The organism is Pedobacter sp. PF22-3 (assembly GCF_026239555.1).
Classification (GTDB): Bacteria; Bacteroidota; Bacteroidia; order Sphingobacteriales; family Sphingobacteriaceae; genus Pedobacter.
This window is the reverse complement of record NZ_JAPIVP010000003.1, coordinates 277603-300810: the sequence shown is the minus strand read 5'-3', so window position 1 is coordinate 300810 and position 23208 is coordinate 277603. Positions and strand designations below refer to the sequence as shown.

General features: G+C 39.9%; 16 protein-coding genes. 9 read left to right on the top strand and 7 right to left on the bottom strand.

The window, feature by feature from the left end; genetic code table 11:
- Positions 1-51 precede the first annotated feature (51 nt).
- Together OQX63_RS06030 and OQX63_RS06025 are read right to left on the bottom strand one after the other, a co-directional pair.
- Entirely contained in the window at positions 52-2307 is a 2256-nt protein-coding gene (locus tag OQX63_RS06030) for an outer membrane beta-barrel family protein (protein ID WP_265849990.1), read from the bottom strand.
- 57 nt (positions 2308-2364) lie between these two features.
- Positions 2365-3519 carry a helix-turn-helix domain-containing protein gene (locus tag OQX63_RS06025; protein WP_265849989.1) on the bottom strand — a complete coding sequence of 385 codons (1155 nt, stop codon included), beginning with the start codon at positions 3517-3519 and terminating at the stop codon, positions 2365-2367.
- A gap of 204 nt (positions 3520-3723) precedes the next feature.
- Between OQX63_RS06025 and OQX63_RS06020 the strand changes: the two genes are divergently transcribed.
- Entirely contained in the window at positions 3724-4968 is a 1245-nt protein-coding gene (locus OQX63_RS06020; protein WP_265849988.1) for a glycosyl hydrolase, read from the top strand.
- A gap of 53 nt (positions 4969-5021) precedes the next feature.
- On the opposite strand, the gene OQX63_RS06015 is transcribed toward OQX63_RS06020, so the two are convergent.
- Both OQX63_RS06015 and OQX63_RS06010 read right to left on the bottom strand, forming a co-directional pair.
- The gene (locus tag OQX63_RS06015; protein WP_265849987.1) at positions 5022-6572 is read right to left on the bottom strand and encodes a SusD/RagB family nutrient-binding outer membrane lipoprotein; all 1551 of its coding nucleotides are present in this window, start codon (positions 6570-6572) and stop codon (positions 5022-5024) included.
- Positions 6573-6585: 13 nt separating this feature from the next.
- A complete protein-coding gene (locus tag OQX63_RS06010; RefSeq protein WP_265849986.1) occupies positions 6586-9756 on the bottom strand; it encodes a SusC/RagA family TonB-linked outer membrane protein in 3171 nt (1056 codons plus the stop codon).
- Between the two features lie 563 nt (positions 9757-10319).
- On the opposite strand from OQX63_RS06010, the gene OQX63_RS06005 reads away from it, so the two are divergent.
- From OQX63_RS06005 to OQX63_RS05970, 8 genes are all read left to right on the top strand, one after another.
- The gene (locus OQX63_RS06005; RefSeq protein ID WP_265849985.1) at positions 10320-11210 is read left to right on the top strand and encodes an AraC family transcriptional regulator; all 891 of its coding nucleotides are present in this window, start codon (positions 10320-10322) and stop codon (positions 11208-11210) included.
- A gap of 808 nt (positions 11211-12018) precedes the next feature.
- Positions 12019-12855: a fumarylacetoacetate hydrolase family protein gene (locus OQX63_RS06000; protein ID WP_265849984.1), complete on the top strand. Its 837-nt coding sequence runs from the start codon at positions 12019-12021 to the stop codon at positions 12853-12855.
- A 125-nt stretch (positions 12856-12980) separates the two neighbouring features.
- Entirely contained in the window at positions 12981-14696 is a 1716-nt protein-coding gene (locus tag OQX63_RS05995) for an IlvD/Edd family dehydratase (protein WP_265849983.1), read from the top strand.
- 7 nt (positions 14697-14703) lie between these two features.
- Positions 14704-16017, top strand: coding sequence for a gluconate:H+ symporter (locus OQX63_RS05990; RefSeq protein WP_265849982.1), 1314 nt, complete (start codon positions 14704-14706; stop codon positions 16015-16017).
- 137 nt (positions 16018-16154) lie between these two features.
- Positions 16155-16721 (top strand): Crp/Fnr family transcriptional regulator, encoded by a 567-nt coding sequence (locus OQX63_RS05985; protein ID WP_265849981.1) that lies wholly within the window; start codon positions 16155-16157, stop codon positions 16719-16721.
- Positions 16722-16777: 56 nt separating this feature from the next.
- Positions 16778-17230 carry a hypothetical protein gene (locus OQX63_RS05980; RefSeq protein ID WP_265849980.1) on the top strand — a complete coding sequence of 151 codons (453 nt, stop codon included), beginning with the start codon at positions 16778-16780 and terminating at the stop codon, positions 17228-17230.
- A gap of 307 nt (positions 17231-17537) precedes the next feature.
- Entirely contained in the window at positions 17538-18005 is a 468-nt protein-coding gene (locus tag OQX63_RS05975; RefSeq protein WP_265849979.1) for a hypothetical protein, read from the top strand.
- Between the two features lie 427 nt (positions 18006-18432).
- The gene (locus tag OQX63_RS05970; RefSeq protein ID WP_265849978.1) at positions 18433-19629 is read left to right on the top strand and encodes a hypothetical protein; all 1197 of its coding nucleotides are present in this window, start codon (positions 18433-18435) and stop codon (positions 19627-19629) included.
- A gap of 488 nt (positions 19630-20117) precedes the next feature.
- On the opposite strand, the gene OQX63_RS05965 is transcribed toward OQX63_RS05970, so the two are convergent.
- The 3 genes from OQX63_RS05965 to OQX63_RS05955 all read right to left on the bottom strand — a co-directional run bounded on the left by OQX63_RS05965 (position 20118) and on the right by OQX63_RS05955 (position 22891).
- Positions 20118-20663: an ORF6N domain-containing protein gene (locus OQX63_RS05965; protein ID WP_265849977.1), complete on the bottom strand. Its 546-nt coding sequence runs from the start codon at positions 20661-20663 to the stop codon at positions 20118-20120.
- Between the two features lie 178 nt (positions 20664-20841).
- Entirely contained in the window at positions 20842-21240 is a 399-nt protein-coding gene (arr, locus tag OQX63_RS23455) for an NAD(+)--rifampin ADP-ribosyltransferase (protein WP_416276528.1), read from the bottom strand.
- 1201 nt (positions 21241-22441) lie between these two features.
- Positions 22442-22891 (bottom strand): hypothetical protein, encoded by a 450-nt coding sequence (locus tag OQX63_RS05955; protein WP_265849975.1) that lies wholly within the window; start codon positions 22889-22891, stop codon positions 22442-22444.
- Positions 22892-23208: the final 317 nt, after the last annotated feature.

The following is a 23208-nucleotide window of genomic DNA, read 5'->3' as shown; positions in this document are numbered from 1 at the left end:
GCCAAATAATTTAAAAATCGCCTTCTTTTACCTGAAGCAATGCTACATCAATTAACTTCCGCTCCTTCCCTTTTCATCAGCATCACCACGGCGCCGTTCTTCAGTTTGCCGAATTTTGTTATTGCCAAACCGCCAATTGAAATTGAGGGAAACACGGCGGCTCTCAAAAGTGCCCAAATCAGTATATTGTAAACTACCGAAATTTACACTCGTATATTGACGCTGGGTTTTAAAAATATCACTGATCCCGATCCGCAGTAAAGCCTGATCATTAAAAAATTTACGGCCGATACTTGTACTAACATTGGCGCTGCTTTGCTGCTGGTAAATCAGATTTTGCGAAGCAGAAGTATATCGCCCACTCAATTGCAACTGATATTTGCTGAACAGGGTAATACGCTGGCTGCTGGAAATCTGATAGCGCCATTTGCCCTGATTAAGTTTGCCTTGCAACAATTCGCCGCTAAAGTGATCTTTCCCAATATTAAGTTTATTCAGCATATTCCACCATTTTTTGATCTTCACCGGGTAGTTCAAGTCGAAATTCAGCGTACTGAATGTGCCAGCATTAGCAGGCATTTCTATCAGAATACTGCCCGACTGGCGATAAACAGTATTGAAATAATCAGTTGCATGGCTAAAGGTACTGATGAGCGATACCCTATCGTTAAAAGTATAAGTAAGCTCAGCCTGGTCAGTGCGCTGCACATGCAGACCAGGGTTACCCGTTTGCTGGTTAAGTGGGTCGAGCACATAAGAAAAAGGCTGCAGATCACTGTAATTTGGCCTTTTGATCCTGCGGCTCAGCGACAAGCCAAAATGATGTTTGGCGTTTGGCGCATAAGTAAAAAACGCTGAAGGCAATAAGTTAACATAACTTGTATCAGGCTTAATGAGTGAATTGGTTTCACCCCTGGCTGCTGTTTGTTCTGCCCGCAAACCCAATTGCCAGCCCCAATTGCCTTTAGATTGTGTTAAACTGGTATATAATGCCCGGATATTTTCATGATAATGAAAAAGTTTTTCATCCTGGGTATTATCGGTTTGTACAGCAGCAATTTTAAGACCTGACTCGATTTTGAGTTTATTGTTCCATGAATGTGTATAATCTACTTTAAAAGTTGTGATCTTTATACCAGTTGTTATTTGGTAGTTCAGCTGCGGCTGTCCGGTAGTTACCTGGGCGATACTGCCGTCCTTATAAAAATCGGCACGGTCCAGATCTACAGTCAACTCCGTACCCAACGTATCGCTGTACCGATAGTTCAAGTTATAGGTATTCCAATACCGCACACTAGAATTATGGCTGAAGGTTTGATAGCTGTTAGCGCCTTGCTGCGAATAAGTATCATAGCTCCCCATATTCGTACTGGACTCCCGTTCTATTACCGCACCAAAAGTGCTATTTCTGCTGGAAGCATAATCTGCAGTTATCCGAAAAACCGGATCGCTCCATTTATCAAGGCTTATGGTTTGCTGATTGATCACATCAGGATACAGCTGTCGAATTTTCGTATTTTCAATCAGATAACCACCACTATGCCAGGCGCCATAACCGCTAATAGCTAATTTACCTGTACCATAATTTAATAAGCCGGAAAGATCGGTCCAGTTATGATTACTTTGCGAAGTGCTGTATTCTATATTACCCCTTAACCCTTTGGTAACGCCATTGGTTTTAACATTTATGATGCCGGTATTGCCGTTTACTTCGTATTTAGCCGGTGGATTACTCATGAATTCTACCTGTTTTATACTGCTTGCTGGCATAGCCTTCAACATTTTGGCCAGATCGCGGGCAGTCATCCTCACTACTTTATCATTGATCATTACCTGCACTTCAGCCTTACCACTCATCATAATCATGTCTTCATTATCACTTACCGTTACACCTGGTGCAAGGTTCACAATATCCAGCCCGTTGCTGGCCAAATTTTTAACCTGCGCATTAACACTGATTACCATACGATCGGTTTCCTGACTAATGATCGGTTGGCGAGCCATTACACCGATCTCTTTTAACATATTGACATCTGGACGGAGTTGGATAATCATATCCGGACCTAGGTTTCTTAAGGTATCTGCCAGAAAACCTGTATAGCTAATGATCATGTAGTCGGCTGTACCATTAGAGGCAAACCGTCCCTGATTATCTGTGAGTAAAATTTTGACTGGTTTAGTGGACTGATATAACCTGATTACGGCGCTGGATAGCGGTTGCATTTTTTCGTCGCTTACAGTACCTGTGATTTGGGCCACTGCATTCAGACTGTAAAAAAGAAATAAACTGAGGAGAATTGTTTTCATACTCCAAAAGTCGCTTGCGGATTAAAGCAGGTCGCTTCAAAATATGATCTGACACCACTATTTTTTTGGATAATCCTTAGGACTCATACCGGTTACCTTTTTAAAGGCCCGGTTAAAAGTAGATTTGGAATTGAAACCCGCATCGTAGGCTACCGCCAGTAAAGTGAAGTTTTTATATTCAGGTTGTTCCAAAAGGCGGATTACTTCGTTAACCCGATAACGGTTCACATAATCACTAAAATTTAAACCATAGGTTTTATTGATGACCTTACTCAGTACAGATGCATTTGTTCCAGCCTTTTTTGCCAGTTCAGTCAAGGTTAATTCCGGTTCCAGATAAACCTTTTGAATATCCATCAGTACTTCGATACTGGCTATCCACGCCAGCATCCAGCTATTGTCTTCCACTACTGAAATAGGTTCTTCTATTAGCAAAGGCTGATAGTTCAGCAGCAAGGCGGGCTCAAAATTCAGCTTGATGATTGGCTTGGCTGAATAGGCGCTGATTGCCATATAATAAGTAATGATCGCGAAAGCGAAGAAATAATACCAGGTTCTGATGTAAAAAAGATCAATAAATAAACCCAGTACATGTTCAGAGATGAGCAAAATGGTCAACACGGCGAAGGCATACAGGAAATTGCGCAACCATTTAAAACTGGCCGCATCGGCAAAAGAGAATTCGTACCATGAAAAAACAACATACTGCCGATAATAGCGGATGGATAAGATTAGATAAACCATTAAACTGGTAGACCAGGCCCAATTATACCAACTGTCAAAATCCGGATCTGATTTCCCGTTCATCAGGTAATAATGTCCTACAATCAATTTGTCGGTAACTGCCGTAATTAAAGCCCAAATAACATAAAGTAATCCGGGTATAAAATGCAACCAATCGCGTTTTTGCAAACGGTATTGTGCATTGGTCAGACTTTTTAAATACAGATAAAGCAGCGGGCCAAAAAAGAGTGCATGAATGAAGGGCGTGTAAAATAAGATTTCGCGGTAAGGCTGTGTATCATACCAACCGGCAAATCCAGACATCCATGGAAATATAAAAAGCGCCGATAAAAAAACAAATGTACCCAATAGCCTATCGGATAAACGCTCCTGCAGGTGTCCGCGTTTCCAAAACAAAAAAGCGTAAACCAGTAAATGCGTAAAAAAGATGAGTAAAAGTGAACTGCGTAGGCCAAATTGGAAAAGCATGAACGAATATACGTGAATTGAAAGGTAAATCACAGTCTAACTGTTTTCGCTATAAATTATAACGAAGTATGATGAAGGTAGTTTTTTTATTCAACATTTATAGCTTAATTATAAACATCCGTTACCTTTCCTGTTCCTTAAGTCATTTAAATTAGTTCTGGTGGTATATGCCACATAACCAAATATTTAAATACATCTTTCACCATGAAAAAAAACCTATTTAAAGTAGCTATTGCAATGCTATTGCTAGCTGGCTGTGCTAAAAACCAGACTCAGCCCGAATTCAGCTCCGAAATTAGCGCTGATAAACAAAAAATCACCAACGCTGATCTTTTAGCAACAGCAACAATTGACGCTGGTACTGTACAACAAACGATCAAAGGTTTTGGCGGAGCAAATATTGTTGCCTGGACAGGCGACCTGACGAGCACCCAAAGAAATACCGCGTTCTCACCTACAAGTGGCATCGGACTTAGTATAGTCCGGGTTCGGGTTCCTAATTCCAGTTCAGAATTTGCCGCTGAAAAAGCAACCATAGATGCCTGCAAGTCGTTCGGTGGCTCAGCAATTGCCTCCGCCTGGTCAGCACCTGCATCGATGAAAACCAATGGGAGTATTGTAGGTGGCAAAATAAAAACAACATCTTACGCAAATTATGCTGCACATTTAAGTGCATTTAACACAGCAGTCGGCGGGCTTGCTGCAATTAGTCCTACAAATGAACCAGATTACAAAGTTAATTATGAATCTATGGAACTCACCGCTCCGGAAGTAGCAGACTTTGTTGCTGCTCAAGGAAGCAATTGTGGTGCCCCGATTATGGCACCCGAACCTTTCCAGATGAATCAAACCTACATAAACAATTACCTCAGCAATGCCACAGCAAAATCTAAAACAAGCTTCGTTTGCGGACATATATATGGTAAGACCCCGTACAACTTAGGCAACATTGGTAAACCTGTATGGATGACAGAACACTATACAAACTCAAATATCAGTGGAGAGGACTGGTCAAATGCCATGACTGCTGCCAAAGAAATACACGACTGTATGAATTCAGGATGGAGTGCCTATGTCTGGTGGTACATCAGAAGAAGTTACGGCCCGATCAGTGAAAGCGGCAATATTCAAAAAATTGGTTACGTTATAGCTCAATATGCCAGATATGTACGCCCGGGTTTTAATAAAATAGCCTGTTCAGAAAATCCTTCAACAGGTGTATATGCTACTGCATATAAAAGCGGAACAAAATTAGTTGTTGTGATCATCAACCAAAATGCAGCGACCACTTATCAAAGCTTCAATTTCAGTGGTATCACCGTTTCCGGTTTCAACCGATATTTTACAACCAGCTCAGCCAACCTTAGTACAAACAGTTTTGCTGTAACCGGTAGTAACTTTGGAATTAATCTCGCTCCTTCCAGCGTAACGACATTAGTTTCTTACTAGTACTTCTATCAAAAAAAAGAGCCTGATCAATTATGATACAGGCTCTTGCATTTCTATTTATCCCAAAAGATACGTGTGTCCATATTATCTGGCCCGCCATTGTCTGCAACGGCTGCCTGGTAATTTGTTAAATTAGCAGAAAGCTCAAGCGTTGGGTAAACAAACCTGCGAACAAAACCTCCGGTTATGCTTTGCCCTGGGATGGTATTGGGCGATAAAGCAGGGAAACCACTTCTCCTGAAGTTAGCAAATGCCTCGGTACCATTGCCCCAGGAAGCCACCCAATATTGCGTATTAATCAGGTTGAGTGCATTTGCCGCATTATAAGCATTAACGGGATTATTAATAAATGCATTTTGCGTAGCTAAAGGAATAATGGCTGCGGGGTTATAGGTTGTCCATTGGTCCATTGCCGCACGTATACCATTAGCATAATAAACATCTGGTGTACTGCCACCGGTTATCCAGCCTCTAACAGCGGCCTCTGCCAGCAGGAATTGCGTTTGAGCGTGGGTGATAAAAAATTGCGGTGCAGTTAAACTACCAAAAATACTATAATTAACCTGCGAATAATTAAAACCCGAGCCGTTAGCACCTCTAAATCCCGGTGCAGTTGGTAAAGTAGCACTGCTATATCCTATAGGGAGTCCGAACTGATTTGCCGATGTGGTATCTGGCACGGATGTAGGTGCTGCCAATGGATTTGCATATTTACCAGATATATACTTCAATCGTGGATCGCCGCTATTTTTTAGCTGATCTACAAAGGGGGCCGCTAAATAATAGGTATTCGCTATCGCCGTAATACTTTGGCTCACCGGATTCACATAAGTGGTATTGTATTTCAGATAACAATTGTCGGCATTTGATGTCATTACACCACCAGTTACGGCAGCTTGCACAATAGCTTGCGCTTTTGCAGGATCTATTTTACTATACCTCATGCCCAATCGAAGCAATAAGGAATAACCCAATCTTTTCCATTGGGCGATATTGCCACCGTAAAACACATCAGCCTTTACGATATCCTTTGCCGGATCTAAAGCTGCCGTTGCCTCCGTAACTTCTTTAATCAGGTCGGTGTAAATCGCTGCCTGGTTATCGTATTTAGGGGTAAGCACATTCGATAAATAGGCTTGTCCGGCTTCGCTGTACGGTACGTTTCCATAAGTGTCTACCAACATCATAAATTGATAAGCTTTCCAGATTCTGGCTTCGTTATATAAATTTGTTCTTGCCGGATTGCCTTTGATTTGGCTTAATATCTGCACGAGTAATTGAACAGGGCCTGAAGAACTTGTTGCGCCAGTATTTGTTCCCGTATACTCAGCATTCCATTTTGACGAAGTATAAGTTTGATTCAGCTGGTTAAAATTAAATGCCGAGGTGATTCCCGAAAACGGATTAACAAATTGCTGCACAATGGTTGGCTCGGTTTCCATCGTGGCTCCATGCGTTCCAAATTGTGCACTCGTAAACAAGAATGCCGCGTCGAGTTCTGTCGGATTATTTGGATTAATATTTAATTTATCAAACCCTTTATTGCAACTGGAAATTACTGTAACCCAGATGGCGATGGCTATAATTCTGATTAAATTTTTCATATTGTATAAAGCGTTAGAATTTTACATTTAAGTTAAATCCGTAAGTACGTGTTGTTGGTAGTGATGCCTGCTCATAACCTGTTAAGTTATCACCGCTTGAGGCTATTGCTTCGGGATCAATGTTGGGCGTATATTTCTTGATGATCAATACATTACGGCATACGGCCGATAGCACTAAGCTTTTTACGTATTTTTTATTGATAAATTTAGACAAGTCGTATCCCAACGAAAGGCTTCTTAATTTAACAAAGCTTGAGCTGTAAATGAATGGGTCTAAGATATTCGTTGAACGATAATTTGCGTAAAAATCTTCTGCGTTTACAGCAGTGGTATTTGGTAATCCATTAGTAGCATTTACGCCAGGAAAAATTACGCCACCTTCACGGCCAGGTAATGATTCTTTTGATAAACCTTCTCTTAATAAGTTTAAACTTGTGCTCGAGAGCAATTTACCACCTGCTTTATAATCAATATGGGAGATAAAGGTAAAGCCTTTGTAATTCAACGTATTTAGCCAGCCCCCTGTTGCTGTAGGAAGGCCACTACCAAAACTAACCGGTTTATCACTTGCTACGGGTTTGCCTCCCGATAATACGATGTTTCCGGAAGCATCACGCTTGTAAGTGGAACCTACAATCTGGTTAAGGGGTAAGCCTACCATGTGGACAATAGACCCAAAAAATTCAGGACTGCCCACTACAAGTTGCGATTGGTTGTTCGCTAATGACAATACCTTTGAAGAGTTGAAAGCAGAATTAAAAGCCGTTTTCCAGGTAAAGTTTTTGTTCTGGATGGGGATTAATTCCAGGTTAAATTCTAATCCTTTATTGGCTAAACCACCTAAATTAACCAGCGTTGTGGCATATCCGGTTGCTGCAGACAGGCTTATCGGAACGGCTTGATTAGTCGTTTTTTTATGGTAGGCAGCTACGTCCAGATTCACTCTGTTGTTGAACATGCGCAACTCAATACCAATTTCTTTTTCATTTACGCCAAAAGGCTTAATCTGGGTGTTTGGTGAAGCTGTTCCGTTTATACTGCCTAAGGGAAGCCCGTTGAATGAATTCTGAGCAAGCAAAAATGTTAATGCATTGTAGGCACCAACGCCCTGGGCACTCCCCGTTTCTGCAACAGCAACTCTAAGCTTTCCAAAATTTAACCATTTTGTTTTTGGAAGTAATTCCGAAAAAACGAAACTTCCGCTAACTGAAGGGTAGAAATAATGATCTATATCTCTGGCGAGTACAGAATACCAGTCTGTACGGCCGGTAACATTCAGGTATAATAAATCTTTGTAGGAAAATTCTGCAGTACCATACAATGAATTTACGGTTTGTTTAGTTAGGTTGTAACTCGAATTTGCCGTAACACCGTTTCCAATGGTATATAAATCTCTGATGTAAAAATTGGTTACCGCCTCGTTAAATGTAGACGTAATTAAGGGAAAGTGATTACCACCTACTGTTGCATTAAATGAAAAATCTTTCCACTTGTGCCCGCCACCCAGCAAGAAGTCAAAATTATTCTGGCGTGTACTTGATGTACTTATTCCATAGCTACCGTTATACAGCCCCGTTGGCGCTGCAGATACAGCCAGCGTACCCGTCGGCGTGTTCGATTCATAGGTAGTTTGCAAAAGGTCCATATTTGCCCTGCCCTGAAGATATAGCCAATCGAAAAACTGATAGCGTACCACAGCAGTACCTAATAAATGATCTTTTGTTTGTCTTTGAAATTGCTTCGCTAATATCCAGTAGGGGTTGGTAATGGTAGCAAACCTCGAAGTAGGTGTTTCATTTCCGTTGGCATCTATTGCGCCTGCCTTGAGTACATCAAAAGAAATGGAGTTAGCCAACCTGTAAATTGAGGTAGGAATTGCATTTCCCTGTACGCCTATAAGTGGCGGATTGTTATTAAACTGGTGATCGTAGTTAACGTAAAATTGTGCAGATAATTTATCGGTAAGTTTATAGTTAATGCCAACGTTAAAAATCTTTTTATGAAAATCGTTGTTTGGTACTATGCCCTGAGCATCCTGATTAGAGAGGGATACCCGGAAACTTCCTTTATCATTACCGCCAGAAAGTGCAACGGTATTACTCCAGGATGGGGCAAGTCTGAAGAACGTCTTTATCCGGTCTTTAACAGGCGCATAGGGACGTTGAACGCCGTCGAACTGGAATGTTGGTACATTGTCAAATGGCACACCAAAACTCCATGCACCAGAACTCTGCGCAGTACCTACTGAAGACGGGCGAATATTATTCTCACCTTGCCCGTATTCATATTGAAAATCTGTATAATCAAGCGCCTGGTTTACCGTGAAATTAGAGTTAAAGTCAATCCCTATTCCACTATTCTTAGCTCCCGACTTTGTGGTAATAATGATTGCTCCGTTAACGGCACGCGAACCATACAAGGCTGCAGCTGTAGATCCTTTCAGAACAGTCATCGATTCGATATCGTCCTGATTGATGCCTTGCAGGTTATCTCCCTGGTCTACATTTTGTGTATAACCATTACTACTGCTTGCACCCTGTGACATTGGCAAGCCATTGATTACGATTAGCGGCGAATTGTCTGCAGTGAAAGAAGATTGTCCACGCAAACGAATCTTTGTACTCCCACCTGGCCCTGCAGCTGGAGGGGAAACGTCCAATCCGGCGATTTGGCCCTCAAGTGAATTGGCAAGGTTAGTCGTGCGGTTGGTTTGTAATGCCTCTACATCAGCTTTTTGAGCCGAGTAACCCAGGCTTTTGGATTCCCGCTTTATACCGAGGGCAGTTACGATCACCTCATTTAAAGCATTTGTAGCCGCCAGCATTGAAACATTAACAACGGTTTTTGCATTTACCGTTATTTCTACCGGTTTATAGCCAATGGATGTGAACACCAACACGGCATTGGTATTGGCAACATTTATCGTATAACTGCCAGATGAATTGGTTATAGTGGCATTTCGCGTTCCCTTTTCAGCAACGCTAACGCCGGGTAAACCCACGCCCTGTTCATCGGTAACTTTACCTGTAATGCCTATCGGAGCTAATTTTAACTTTTTTGTTGGTAAAGATTTTCTAAATATTGCGGTTGTTAGCCCACCAGCTGAAGCGCTCGCGGATTCGAAAAGAATGAATACCGTTAACACAGTACAGGTAAATACCAGTGGAAGTAATTTTTTTTTCATAATTTATAGTTTGGTTAGAATTGGTTTTTTAATAAGTAGCTTATCTATCGCCGGAAAACGCGGTGTAATCAATTCGGAAGATAAGCCGTATGAGCAGCCAGGTGCCGCAGTTGGGAGGTTAAGTAAATCTATCTCATATAAAATATTGGTTAGTTAATAATCGCTGATTAGGTAATTTAAGGCCAACACGCTTAGGGAAATATCTGATTTGAAGAAAATAGTGGTAAGCATATAAGCATTACATTCATTTATATTTGGTTGTGAAACAGTTATGTTACTTAAGCAAATAAAGACAACTTTAATGAAAAGCAATTTCAGTATTACCGCAAAAAATTGTAACATATTAACATAGGCAGGTCTTTCTGAATTTTGGCCCCTTTTAACAAAGCACCATAAATCTACCTGTTTATCAATAACTTACACCAACTCCTCAGCACAAAACCAATCTGTTATATAAATAATAAAACCTGGCGTTGTTAACATACCTAACCAACAATAGTTGATAGATATGCATTTATATTGCACATAATTTTTAATTTCATGTTCGTTAACCAATTATAAACATGAAGGCTACTTTAAAAAAGGCTACTCCAAACCCTGAGCATTCCTTTAACATCCATAAGGATATCGGACATGCGATATTAAGCGCCTGGCATTATCATCCCGAATGCGAGCTATTAGTGGTTAAAAGAACCTACGGCACCTGCCTCATAGGTGACTACGTTGGTCCTTTTAAAAATGGCGACGTATTTCTCTTTGGATCAAACCTGCCACATACTTTCCGTTGTGAACAGGAATATCTGGAAAGTGATACCGATAAAATTGGAGAAACCATTGTAGTTCTTTTTCAGAATAACATCTGGGGCGATACATTTTTGAGTCTTCCAGAAATTAGTCCGATTGTTAAACTGCTCCATACCAGTAAGCTGGGTTTGCGTTTAAAAGGAGCAACCAGGCGAAAGGTTGGCAAAATAGCGGAGGAAATGCTTCACGAATCGCCTGCCCGTAAATTGATCAGTTTATTGTCCGCTTTAGAAATCATAGCGGCTACCAAAGAATATGAAATTATATCATCCAACGGCTTTAACCCGGAGGTGAACAGCATCGACCAAAACCGCATTAACACGATATTCGAATACACGTTTAATAATTACCACAAAAAAGTAGCGCTGGAAGATGTAGCTGAATTAATTAACATGGGAAAACACTCTTTTTGCAGGTACTTTAAATCCAAAACAAAGAAAACATACATCCAGTTTTTAATGGAAGTGAGAATTGGAAATGCATGCCGATTGTTGTTAGAAGAGGAATTTAATATGACTGAGGTAGGTTATGCCTGTGGCTACAACAATATTTCTCACTTCTATCACCAGTTTAAAGCGCTTACGAAAAAAAATCCAATGGACTACCGGTCCAATTATATTAAAACCGAAGAGCGGAAATTTGCTGAGTAGCCTCAGTTCGGTTATTAATATTCCTTTAAAAGTCTACTACAGATATTTTTCACTCATAGCCATAACTCCGAGGGATAATTTATTTTATAAAAATAGATATAAGTGACGTTTTTTTTGTCTCCGTGCAGTCTTGCCTCGGCTCATTGCCGCCGAAGGGCTCTTACTTTTTGGCATCAAAAAGTAACAAAAAATGCCGGCTGAAAATTTATTCATTTGTAGTTATAATTTTCAGCTGCATTCATGAGGGCTGCGCCGTTTTCTTTCAAAGCCAGTGGTAAGGCTTGGTCACTGGAGCCCGAAAAATTTGTTAGGCCGGATTTAAGTAGAACGGAGATACATTGGTAAGGCCCTGCTAGATGGAAATGCATAATGCCGCAATACAGTAATAAATAATTAATTATAAAATAACGTAAATGGTAGTGGTAGTTTATTTTATAGAATCATATAAATGGACAGGCGAATTTTTAACGAGCTGTAAAACTGTGAAGAATCGTCATTGCGAGGAACGAAGCAATCTTAATGCGCACGCCAGTAGCGATCGTTGTAAGATTGCTTCGTCGGCTGAAAAAGCCTTCTCGCAATGACGAAATTAAGGGCAAAACTTACTTTAGTAAATAAAGATCAGATTCTAATCAATCAGCCCATACAAACCCGTAATTTTAGTATTGCAGCATTTTATTGTATTATATTGACATTATGCTCTAAATATGCTTTAAAAGCATTTATTTGCTTTTCGATTTTACCGCCTGGATACATAAATTAAGTTTAAATCTAATTTACGTATCCAAAAAAACTTAACCAAATAATTATGAGAATCTATAATACCTCGAGCGGGATTATTATCAACCATAATAATCAATATTTCTTAATCGGAGAAAAAAACTGGGATACATTCGTTAACAGGAGCAACCTCTTTAAAGTAGTAAGTAACGAGTTGCAAAATCTTAAACCTAACGAAGATTTACAGGCACTCACCCATTCCGCTATTTTAACACCCATCGGCAGCCAGGAAGTATGGGCATCTGGTGTAACTTATTTCCGGAGCAGGGAGGCCAGAATAGAAGAATCAAAAGATGCAAAAGGTGGCGATTTTTATGCCAGGGTATACGATGCAGACCGGCCCGAACTTTTTTTTAAGTCACCCGCTTACCGCACAGTAGGGCCTGGAGAAAACATCCGCATCAGGGCAGATTCTAAATGGAATGTGCCTGAACCAGAGCTGACCTTATTTATTTGCTCAGCAGGTACGATAGAAGGTTATACAATAGGCAATGATGTATCTTCGAGAGACATTGAGGGCGAAAATCCGCTTTACCTGCCACAGGCAAAATCGTACAATGGGGCAACTGCTTTAGGTCCTTGCCTACTGGTACCAGAAAAACCGATAGATCCGGATACCCGTATTAGCATCGAAATAACCAGAGCTGAAGCGGTTATTTTTCAGGAGGAAATATCCATTAATCAGATGAAACGTAAGCACAAGGAATTGGTAGATTACTTGTTTCGGGAATTAGATTTCCCTCATGGAACTTATTTAATGACCGGTACAGGAATCATCCCCGCCGATGATTTCACTTTGCAAAGCGGAGATACCGTAAAAATAAGCATTTCGGAGATTGGCTCACTCATCAATGTAGTTGCCTGATAAACATCGGCAAACAAATGATAAGCTCCTCACCTCCTCAGGCGCGGTTGAAACGATTGGTTAATCAATACCTCCACCAGCCCCTAAAAAAAAATTAAAAATAGCACAACTAGTATATTCTGGATATGAAACCATATAGAAGTTCAACCTGGTTTGGAAAAAAAGATAAAATGGGCCTCATCTACCGCAGCTGGATGAAAAACCAGGGCATGCCCGAAGACATGTTTGATGGCAGGCCGGTTATCGGGATCTGCAACACATGGTCGGAATTAACGCCCTGTAATGCCCACCTGCGTGATATTGCTGAAAGTGTTCGCCGCGGGGTATTGGAGGCCGGAGGCTTTCCGCTCGAATTCCCCATCATGTCATTGGGCGAAACGCTCTTAAAACCCACTGCCATGTTGTTCCGTAACCTCGCCAGTATGGATGCGGAAGAATCGATCAGGGGCAACCCTATTGATGGCGTGGTACTATTGACGGGTTGCGATAAAACCACCCCTTCTACGCTAATGGGCGCAGCCAGTGTAGATCTGCCAACCATTGTGGTGCCCGGCGGCCCCATGTTGAACGGAAAATACCGTGGCGAGGACATCGGCTCCGGAACCAGTGTATGGAAGCTGACTGAGGAATTAAAAAAAGGCGAAATTACTTATGATGAATACGCAGAAGTAGAGAGTTGCATGTCGCGTAGTCCGGGACATTGTATGACTATGGGCACAGCCTCCACGATGGCCTGCATGGTAGAAGCCTTAGGCATGAGCCTTTCCGGTGGTGCGTCTATACCCGCCGTTGATTCGCGCAGGAAAAGGCTTGCTCAGCTATCCGGAAGGAGAATAGTTGAAATGGTTAAAGAAGACCTGAAAATTTCCAAAATACTCACACGCGATGCTTTTGAAAATGCCATTAAGGTAAATGCCGCAGTGGGCGGTTCTTCTAACTTTATTATTCACCTTACCGCTATTGCCGGGCGTATGGGGGTACCGCTCAACTTAGAAGATTTTGATGATATCGGCAGTAAAATGCCACTGCTGGTTAATCTGATGCCATCAGGAAAATTTTTGATGGAAGATTTTTACTATGCCGGCGGTATACCTGCAGTTTTAAAACAAATGCAACCGGTGTTAAAAATGGATACCCTGACCGTAACCGGAAAAACCCATACCGAAAACATTGCTGGCGGTGGAATAAACTACAATAAGGAAGTGATTTATGAATTTGAGCAGCCTATTATTCCCGAAGCCGGAATCACCGTATTAAAAGGTAATCTTGCCCTAAACGGAGCTGTAATAAAACCATCTGCAGCAACGCCCGCTTTAATGCAACATCGTGGCCGCGCCGTCGTATTCAAAGACATTGAAGATTACCATGCGAGAGTAGATGACCCTGATCTGGATATCGACGAAACTTGTGTAATGGTTTTGCAAACGGTTGGTCCTGTCGGCTATCCGGGTATGCCCGAAGTGGGCAACATGACCCTGCCAAAAAAATTACTGGATAAGGGCATCACCGATATGGTCAGGATCTCTGACGGCAGAATGAGCGGTACGGCTTATGGTACGGTTGTACTGCACGTATCGCCAGAGTCGGCCATTGGTGGCAATTTAGCACTGGTAGAAAACGGAGACATCATAGAACTGGATGTAGCCAACAAACGCATCCACCTGGAAGTAAGTGATGAAGATTTAGCCATCAGGCGAAGCCATTGGGTACAGCCCCCTCCCCTGGCCACACGTGGTTATGCAAACCTATACATTAAACATGTGCAGCAGGCAGATAAAGGTGCTGATTTAGACTTTTTAGTAGGTGGCTCGGGCCCAACCGTAACCAGAGACTCCCATTAATAAAAACATGGATGTACTGATTCTTTCTGGCTGTATCGTGATGCTGGTACTATTAATTGCCTGGGCAAAAGTGAATACTTTCCTGGCATTTTTAATCGTATCGGTAACGGCCGCTATATTGTTAGGTATGCCCGCCACCCGTATTCCGCAAACGGTTAATAAAGGATTGGGAGACACCTTAGGGTCGCTGTCCATCATCATCGTTTTAGGGGCCATGCTCGGCAAACTCGTGGCCTTTAGCGGTGCTGCGCAAAAAATAGCCACGGTATTAAAAAATACATTCGGTCATAAATACATCACCTGGGCCATGTCTTTAACCGGTTTTATAGTAGGCATCCCCTTATTTTACAATGTTGGCTTTGTATTGCTCATCCCCATTATTTTTTCGGTAGCCTACAACTATAAGTTACCGCTGGTATATGTAGGTTTGCCTATGCTGGCCTCGCTATCTGTGATGCATGGTTTTTTGCCACCGCATCCATCGCCCATGGCTTTAGTCACCCAATTTCATGCAGATCTGGTGAAGACCTTTATTTATGGTTTAATCGTGGCTATACCGGCTATCATTATTGCCGGTCCTGTTTTTGCAAAAGCATTAATTAATATGCGATCTAAGCCAACAATTAGCCTAAAGGCCGATGATTTGCCCGATTATGAATTGCCGGGGATCACCAATAGCATAATTTCTGCATTGTTACCGGTACTAATTATTTTAGGCACCACCTTAATCAGCAGGCTATGTAGCGACAATACAACTGTGGTAAATTTTGCCAGGTTTATCGGCGACCCAACCATGGCCATGATACTCACCATTTGTATTGCAACCTTCACCCTTGGGATGAGGTTAGGCAAAAAGCTGACAGATATTATGGCCATTTATGTTGAGGCTGCAAAAGACATCGCCATGATTCTCTTCATCATCGGCAGCGCAGGCATTTTGAAACAAGTATTTGTAGAAACTGGCGTAAGCAACAGCCTTGCAGCCATTTTGCAAGGATTAACGCTACCGCCTTTGTTATTGGCCTGGTTAATCACCGCGGTGTTAAGGCTTTGCCTGGGTTCGGCAACCGTAGCCGGCCTTACGGCTGCCGGCATCGTTTACCCCCTTATCGGGCCTCATGGTGCCGACCCTAATTTAATGGTACTCGCCGTTGGATCAGGCAGCCTGTTTTGCTCTCACGTAAACGACTCCTCTTTTTGGCTGTTCAAAGAGTATTTGGGATTATCGATCAAACAAACATTTTTGTCCTGGTCGCTGATGGAAACGCTGGTTTCCGTTATCGGAATTATCGGGATATTGATTTTGAATCAGGTGAAGTGAAAATTGAGATTGTAGTGTTTTATACATCATGATAGGGTTATTTTAGATATAGTTGTAATTTTATAGGCCGGGCCATTACAAGATTGTTACCTGTCATCAGCCTATGAGGATTACACGAATAACCATTTTTTGTCAGTATGGAACATATTAAAAAACAACTTCAAGAAATCTATCCATTTAGTGATAAGGACTGGCAATCCTTTTATACCAAATTAACAAAACAGGAATTTTTGAAAGGTAACTTGATATTAAAAGAAGGGCAGATCGAAAATTATCTTTCGTTTATTGACAGGGGCATGATTCGTTATTACATCCCTGGAATGGATAATGATCTGACCTTTGGTTTTAGTTTTGAAAGCGAGTTTACAAGTGGATATGATTCCTTCCTAACGAGAACAGGTTCTCAATATGCAGTTGAAGCGCTTACCAATACAACGCTATGGCGCATTACCTATGATGATTTGCAGATTATCTATAACACGACGAGCATGGGCAATGCAATTGGTAGATTTTTCAGCGAGCGATTATTTTTATTAAAATTTAAAAGGGAGTTATCATTGCTACGCGATACTGCTGAAGAGCGATATCTGAAATTGTTCAAAGAGCGACCAAACCTAATCCAATATATACCATTAAAATATATTTGTTCTTACATCGGAATTACTCCACAGGCATTGAGTAGGATACGAAAGCGTATTTCTTAACCTGGGTTCATTGTTTCGTTTTCATTCTACTTGCATCTTTGTAGAAAAAAAAGAAAATGAAACCATTACTAGTTCTTCTGATCGTATTTGTCATATCAATTATTATTTCAAAAGTCGCTTCTGGAAATTACGATTTTGCCTTATCGGGAAAAATTTCACTATCAGCAATGCTGATTTTTACAGCAGTTGGTCATTTCGCATTTAATAAGGGGATGACTTTAATGGTGCCTGATTTTATACCTTTTAAAGTAGCTCTTATTTACCTAACAGGCGTTATAGAGATCCTGTTTGCTATAGCGGTCTTCTTTCCTGCTTATCGGATATCAGCTGGTTGGTTGATTATTATTTTTTTGTTGCTATTGCTCCCTTTCAATATCTATGCTGCTATAAAACACATCGATTATCAGAAAGCCACATTCGATGGCAACGGAATTGAGTATCTTTGGTTTAGGATACCGTTACAAATCCTGTTTATTTTATGGACTTATTTGTCTGTCATAAAACATTGAGCCATGCACTAGCCATACCTGGTTCTTCATTATGTTTCGGGATTAAATCAAATTTATAACCTGAAGTTACCGATTTAAAAGTGCTTTTCCCCTCTCTCCGTAGAGTTAAGCATAGCGTCTCTACGGATATTAGAATAAAATTGAACTCATAAACTCAAATAAAAGTGAGTCATAGACTCTTTTCTATTTACTAATCCGTAGAGCCCTACGGAACTCTACGGACAGGTATGTTAAAAATTGTGCTTTTTGTAAGTGTTTTTTCAGCTATAATGCTTAGCTTTCAAATGTAAAAAAACTTGTTTAAATTATGCCTCTCCTCGATTATTTTAAAGAAATCACCATAGGGTGGAAACTTTCTATTTTTCTGTTGGTCTTTTGTGTTTGGCCAATCAGTGCTTATTTGATATTCCATTTTGACCCAGTACTGTTCCGAGGGCTGGATCTTTCTAAACTGACTTTATTGTCTTCAGCAATTGCGTCCCCTTTTTTGGTGATTAATACAGGGGTTAGTTTTTTACTCACCAAACCAAAAGATGATGACTTAAAATTGGGCAATTCTGCTGATGAACTGCTGTCTGGAACTGTGCTCATTGGTATTTGCGTCACCCTTTGGATACTTTCATTTGCTTCGCTTGCAGCCTTAATTGACTGCCCCTCTCTGATTATCAAGTTAATTATCCTGGTAATCGAGGTTGCTTTTTTGATCATCATTATCTGGTCAAAAAATATAGAGGATAGGCGGTTTAAAGAAAAAAATAACCGCAGCATCGAATAGTGTTTTCACGAGGTTGGATAAAGAATATACTTAATTTTAAGTATTGATCCCCTCTGTCGTAGAGTTAAGCATAGCGTCTCTACAGATATTAGAATAAAATTGAACTTATAAACTTAAATAAATTGAGTCACAGACTCTTTTCTATTTACTAATCCGTAGCGCCCTGCAGAACTCTACGGACAGGTATGTAGAGGAGGACATTGTAAGTGTTTTTTCAATCGATTGGGAGTTGTTTGAAAATAAACTTGCCGATTCAACTGCATAACCATTTAATTACAAAGCAGATAAGTTTGATAAAAAGCCCATTGGATGGTATGAATATTTGAAATCTAATGATAGATTTTATTTAACTTAAACTAAAAATATACGCTATAGCATAGCACATATTTACGAGTTATAGGCAAGACCAAAACTGAAAAGAGATAATATGGATACTCACGCAGATAAAACACAAGAGAACAAAAGCCAATCGGTGGCGAGTACCATTGCTCAAAAGCAGAAAAATGTTGAGTCTACTTTTCAGTTTGTAGATAACCGACCTGAAGCTATTGCGCAAAAAAAACTGCAAGAGATGGCCAATAATCATCCACGAGTAATGCAATTGAGGACTATTCAGAAAATGGCTAACAACAATAAAACCCAAGTAAAACAATTCGTTGATGTTATTCAAAGAGTAGCCATCAAAATCGAAGGATATGATGGTGAACTAGATACTAAAAATCCAGATTCAATTTGGAAATACTTTTATACAATTGAAGATGAAACAAAGGCTTCTGAATTGATAAATGCATTGAACGAAGCTGGAGCGGATGATTTAAGCAGAGATATTGAGAAGGAAACAGAGGCATATTTTAATACACAACCAGAGCTAGACGAATACGAACAATTTGAATTGGATTATCTTGAAACTCAAGACAAAAATAAAAAGAAATCCAAAGTAAGAAAGAGTCAGAAAAAGAAACCTGAAAAAAGTGAGCAAGACAGAATGTTAGAAGAATACGGCGGATTTACTGGAAACGAGTCAACTACCGATCTTAATCCTATAGAATCACTACAAGAAGATGTATTTAGTAATTTATATCAAGGAGGTAAAGAAACTGATTTCCGCCACCTTCCTGGTCAACCCAATTTAAAAAAGTTAACAGAAGCAAAGAAATTTCTAGAAAGTAAAGGAGATAGAAATTATAAAAAACAACTTGAAATGACAAGAATACAAATATTAGAAGGCAACTATCTTGTTCGTAAAATGTCAAAAGGTGAAAGTCAGTCATTCAGAAGTTCGGGTGGAAATAAGGAAAAAATATTCCCAGCTGGAACTGAAGGGATGAAAGCATTTAGAATAGACGAGTCTTATGAATTTAAAGATTCTGAGCGTAATGAAAGAAAAGGGGATTATGATGTAATTATGTTGGTTAGATTATCTCCAAAGCTAAAAACATACTTCATTAATTTCTTGTCAGCAAACATCAGAAATCCATTAGGAGTTCAAGACAAGGAACTTCAATTTGGTTTCAATCCTCAATTTAAGTTTGAAAATGGAGGTGTAACTCTATTAATACCTCCATCAGGTTGGACCCAATTTTGGTCGTTTGTAATTAATGATATCTCTTTTAAAGGGGGATGAGATGAAAAGAGCCTATGACAAAAATAAATGCCATTAAAATGAAAATAAAACTGCCTATAACAAGATATTGCCAAAAGCTGAACTGAACGGCTTCGATTAGGCATTTGTGCAGTGTTAAACTTCTGTTATTTGAATTAGTCAAAACTTAATCTGACAGTTACGATAAATTTAACAACGTAGCAGAGATTAGTATTATGACTATCCCTCTCTCCGTAGAGTTAAGCATAGCGTCTATACGGATATTAGAATAAATTGAACTTATAAACTCAAATAAAAGTGAGTCACAGACTCTTTTCTATTTACTAATCCGTAGCGCCCTGCGGAACTCTACGGACAGTCACGGAAGCTAATTCAAATTTGACAAACGAAGAACTGGAGAAGCATCCAGATGTTTTGAGAGAAAGGATATTTCAAATGATCTCTTAAAATCTTATACATAAATTGGCATCTTAGAACCAATTTTAGACCTTAAAACTTAACGCGAATGCTTAAAGATCATCGGGTTTATATCCAATCCTTTTCCTCGGAGGATTTGGCTGCTCCTGTTTTTCAAGAAGTTGATCAAGATAACGAAATACGATCTCCATATTTTTATCCTGATTGTCTAGCTTGTTCTTGATTTTTTCAATCTCCAAACGGATTTCTGTATTATCCATAAACATGTGACGGATACGGGTGAATATGCGCATGATCTGAATGTTAACCGCTATCGCTCTGTCACTGTTAAGTATGCCTGAAAGCATAGCTACACCTTGTTCGGTAAATACTTTGGGGGCTTTTCGTGTTCCGCCCCAACTTGATGTTCCATTTTGGAACATCAAGTTTTTGAACTCGTCATCGGTTAATTGAAACATAAAGTCTTCATCTGGGAAGCGCTTTAGGTTTCTGCTGACTGCTTTATTAAGGTTACGGGTTTGTACCTCATATAGTTCAGCAAGATCGCTGTCAATCATCACTTTCATACCTCTGATATGATAGATTTTATTCATTACTATCTCATCAGGGACTAACAATCCATTAGTTTCTCCACTCATATCTTTTGATTTTTATGGTAATAATAAACTCAATATTCTTGTGGATGACTAACTTAAATTTATGTTTAATATCAAATAATAGCTAATTTATTTTTCAACAGCGCCATATCTTCGCTTACATTGATATCTAAAATTTTAACATACTGCTGGGTAGTCTGATATTCTTATGCCCGAATTATCAATTAATAATTTCTCCCTTATTATCGGCCAACTTCCCGCGCCATTGTTGTATTTGTTCAGGTGTTTGTTTTAACCAATCTGTTACCTCACCGGTAATTTTTAACGGCGCCCGGGTACGGTAAGAACGTGTTAAATTACCGGGAAACTTTTTGTTGGTCACATTCGGATCATCCTCAAAACTGTCTGTGGGTTCAACGATATAAACCCGTTCAGTACCTTCGCCAAGCGCCAATGCAGCAGCAAGTCCGGCGCTGTTAACCAATGCCGTGAAGTAAATATGGTTCATCACCAGTTCTGACTGATAGTTGGAAGTGCGGCCTGCGGTTAAAAGATCTCCAATTTGCAGAGCTGCTCTTGTTCCATGATAAAAAGGTCCTTTATCAATAGGTTGGCTTATGGATGCTAAAGCTAAACCCTCATACCTTTCTGCATTTTCTACATCGCCGAGCAATTGATAATGATCAGCAAGGGCCGAATATAAGCACGTTAAAAACGAACCTTTTAGTGATTCATTACCAGCATTCAAGGCATGCTCCAATGCAGTTTTATACCAATCAATTTTACTGGGAATAGTTGTTTCCAGCCTCGCGATGTACCAGGATGAGATAGACTTTTCAAAATCGTCTGCTGCTTCACTCCAGGCCTGGAGAAATGTTTTGACGGCTTCTTCCACATTGCCTGTTTCATTCAGGTGCATACCTTTCATTAAAAGCTTGATGACCGGATGGTTGGGATTAAACTCCATATTCGAAGATTTTATACAAAAATAACGTAAAAATCCCCTTTTGCATATAAGAATTAACTACTACTCATCATCTTTTTTCAACTTGGTGCAGTTTATTTACATTTTATTGGTCAAAGCGCTTTCTATCTTTAAAGGTCTTTCAGATAATGGATTGACAAGTGTAGTGGATACAAAACGGAAGTTTATAGATCTGGTACTTTGAGGTTTCCAAGGATACCGCTGGGAATTGCTCAGTCGCTTTAGGCCAGCACACATAACCTGAGCCTTCCAGAATCGGACCCGGGCCTACCCTTCTGTTCGAATCAACGTTTGCAATATCTTTAATTGGCTTTGAAATTCGAACTCCTAGAATCACGCACCTTATTTTTAATTCATAATAATTGCAAATCCTATGTTTAAATATAGCGTCTTATTCAAGAAAATCCTAATTGGATTAGATGGTCTTATTTTTTAGTTCCGAATCCAGTTTAGCGTATAACCCCTCTCTAAAGTATTCTGAGAGGGGTTTTTGGTTTTTTACTCTCTTTTATTTTAACCTGATGTTTATAAAAGAATAAGGGTGCATGACAAATTGAAATGGTGTTATTAAGCTTGCTTCTATGAAATTTTATTGTAACTATAGTTACAATTTAAATTTAATTCTGCTGAAAAGTTTTGACCGTCAAGACTCTTTTTGTTAGATGTTGCAGTAGCGTTTGAAACTAGAGAAGTATCATAATCGCAATTCCCTGCTATTCTTGTTGCTGTCGAAACACAACGGTCTGTTGTAAGCAACTATTACAAGTTTGCTTATTTATTCCTTGTTAAGTTGCTCTTTTAGGTTATTACAATAAATGCACTGGGATAAAAGTCACTATTTAAGCTTTACAGAGATCTCACCGTCATCCATGCCATCAATATTCTTTTCCGCAAATATTTGAGGTGAAGCTTTTTGCAAGGCTTTCAGGATATCCGAGGTTGTACCTGCATGCTGAAGTGTGATCGATGATCCTGAAGTACTGTATTTCATTTTAGTACTTTCAATACCTTTTACTCCCTGGAGTTTGTCATTTAGGCTTTTCAGTGCTGCAAAATCAACCCCACTGAGTTTTACCGTAGTTCTCGTTCCGGAAGATGCACCATCTTTCTTTTTTCCAAACAAACCCATTATTTTGTCACCGGTAGTTTTTGACCGATCAGCAGTACGGCCGGCACGGTCTGCTCTGTCAGACACTCTGTCGATTTTGTCAAGAATGGCCTGAGCTTTTGTTAATGTTGAACCGAATAACATTAGGCCAGCGCAAATGAACATGATCTTTTTCATATTTTATTTTATTAATAAGGTATGTAGCAAAACTATTGGATAGCTCAGGCAAATGCAATCCCTTAATTTGGGGGTTTATTTCTGCTGGTTTTTAGGTAGTTTACAAAGAAAACAATCATGCCCTTTATTGGCGCTCTGACGTTTTTTGACTTTTTAAAAGTATCATTTTCCAGATAAACTATAGATTCGTAAAAATAAGAAATGGCCTGCAAATAGAGATGTTTTTACCTAGTTCCAGGCGCTTATCTAAACACTACTGCGATTTCTGATCTTGATGTTTATGGTGGTAATAATATGATAAAAGAAAAAATGTTCTG

What these genes read in the sequence shown, in the direction of transcription:
- OQX63_RS06030 (WP_265849990.1), bottom strand. Translation starts at nt 2,307, where the DNA reads ATGAAAACAATTCTCCTCAGTTTATTTCTTTTTTACAGTCTGAATGCA.
- OQX63_RS06025 (WP_265849989.1), bottom strand. Translation starts at nt 3,519, where the DNA reads ATGCTTTTCCAATTTGGCCTACGCAGTTCACTTTTACTCATCTTTTTT.
- OQX63_RS06020 (WP_265849988.1), top strand. Translation starts at nt 3,724, where the DNA reads ATGAAAAAAAACCTATTTAAAGTAGCTATTGCAATGCTATTGCTAGCT.
- OQX63_RS06015 (WP_265849987.1), bottom strand. Translation starts at nt 6,572, where the DNA reads ATGAAAAATTTAATCAGAATTATAGCCATCGCCATCTGGGTTACAGTA.
- OQX63_RS06010 (WP_265849986.1), bottom strand. Translation starts at nt 9,756, where the DNA reads ATGAAAAAAAAATTACTTCCACTGGTATTTACCTGTACTGTGTTAACG.
- OQX63_RS06005 (WP_265849985.1), top strand. Translation starts at nt 10,320, where the DNA reads ATGAAGGCTACTTTAAAAAAGGCTACTCCAAACCCTGAGCATTCCTTT.
- OQX63_RS06000 (WP_265849984.1), top strand. Translation starts at nt 12,019, where the DNA reads ATGAGAATCTATAATACCTCGAGCGGGATTATTATCAACCATAATAAT.
- OQX63_RS05995 (WP_265849983.1), top strand. Translation starts at nt 12,981, where the DNA reads ATGAAACCATATAGAAGTTCAACCTGGTTTGGAAAAAAAGATAAAATG.
- OQX63_RS05990 (WP_265849982.1), top strand. Translation starts at nt 14,704, where the DNA reads ATGGATGTACTGATTCTTTCTGGCTGTATCGTGATGCTGGTACTATTA.
- OQX63_RS05985 (WP_265849981.1), top strand. Translation starts at nt 16,155, where the DNA reads ATGGAACATATTAAAAAACAACTTCAAGAAATCTATCCATTTAGTGAT.
- OQX63_RS05980 (WP_265849980.1), top strand. Translation starts at nt 16,778, where the DNA reads ATGAAACCATTACTAGTTCTTCTGATCGTATTTGTCATATCAATTATT.
- OQX63_RS05975 (WP_265849979.1), top strand. Translation starts at nt 17,538, where the DNA reads ATGCCTCTCCTCGATTATTTTAAAGAAATCACCATAGGGTGGAAACTT.
- OQX63_RS05970 (WP_265849978.1), top strand. Translation starts at nt 18,433, where the DNA reads ATGGATACTCACGCAGATAAAACACAAGAGAACAAAAGCCAATCGGTG.
- OQX63_RS05965 (WP_265849977.1), bottom strand. Translation starts at nt 20,663, where the DNA reads ATGAGTGGAGAAACTAATGGATTGTTAGTCCCTGATGAGATAGTAATG.
- OQX63_RS05955 (WP_265849975.1), bottom strand. Translation starts at nt 22,891, where the DNA reads ATGAAAAAGATCATGTTCATTTGCGCTGGCCTAATGTTATTCGGTTCA.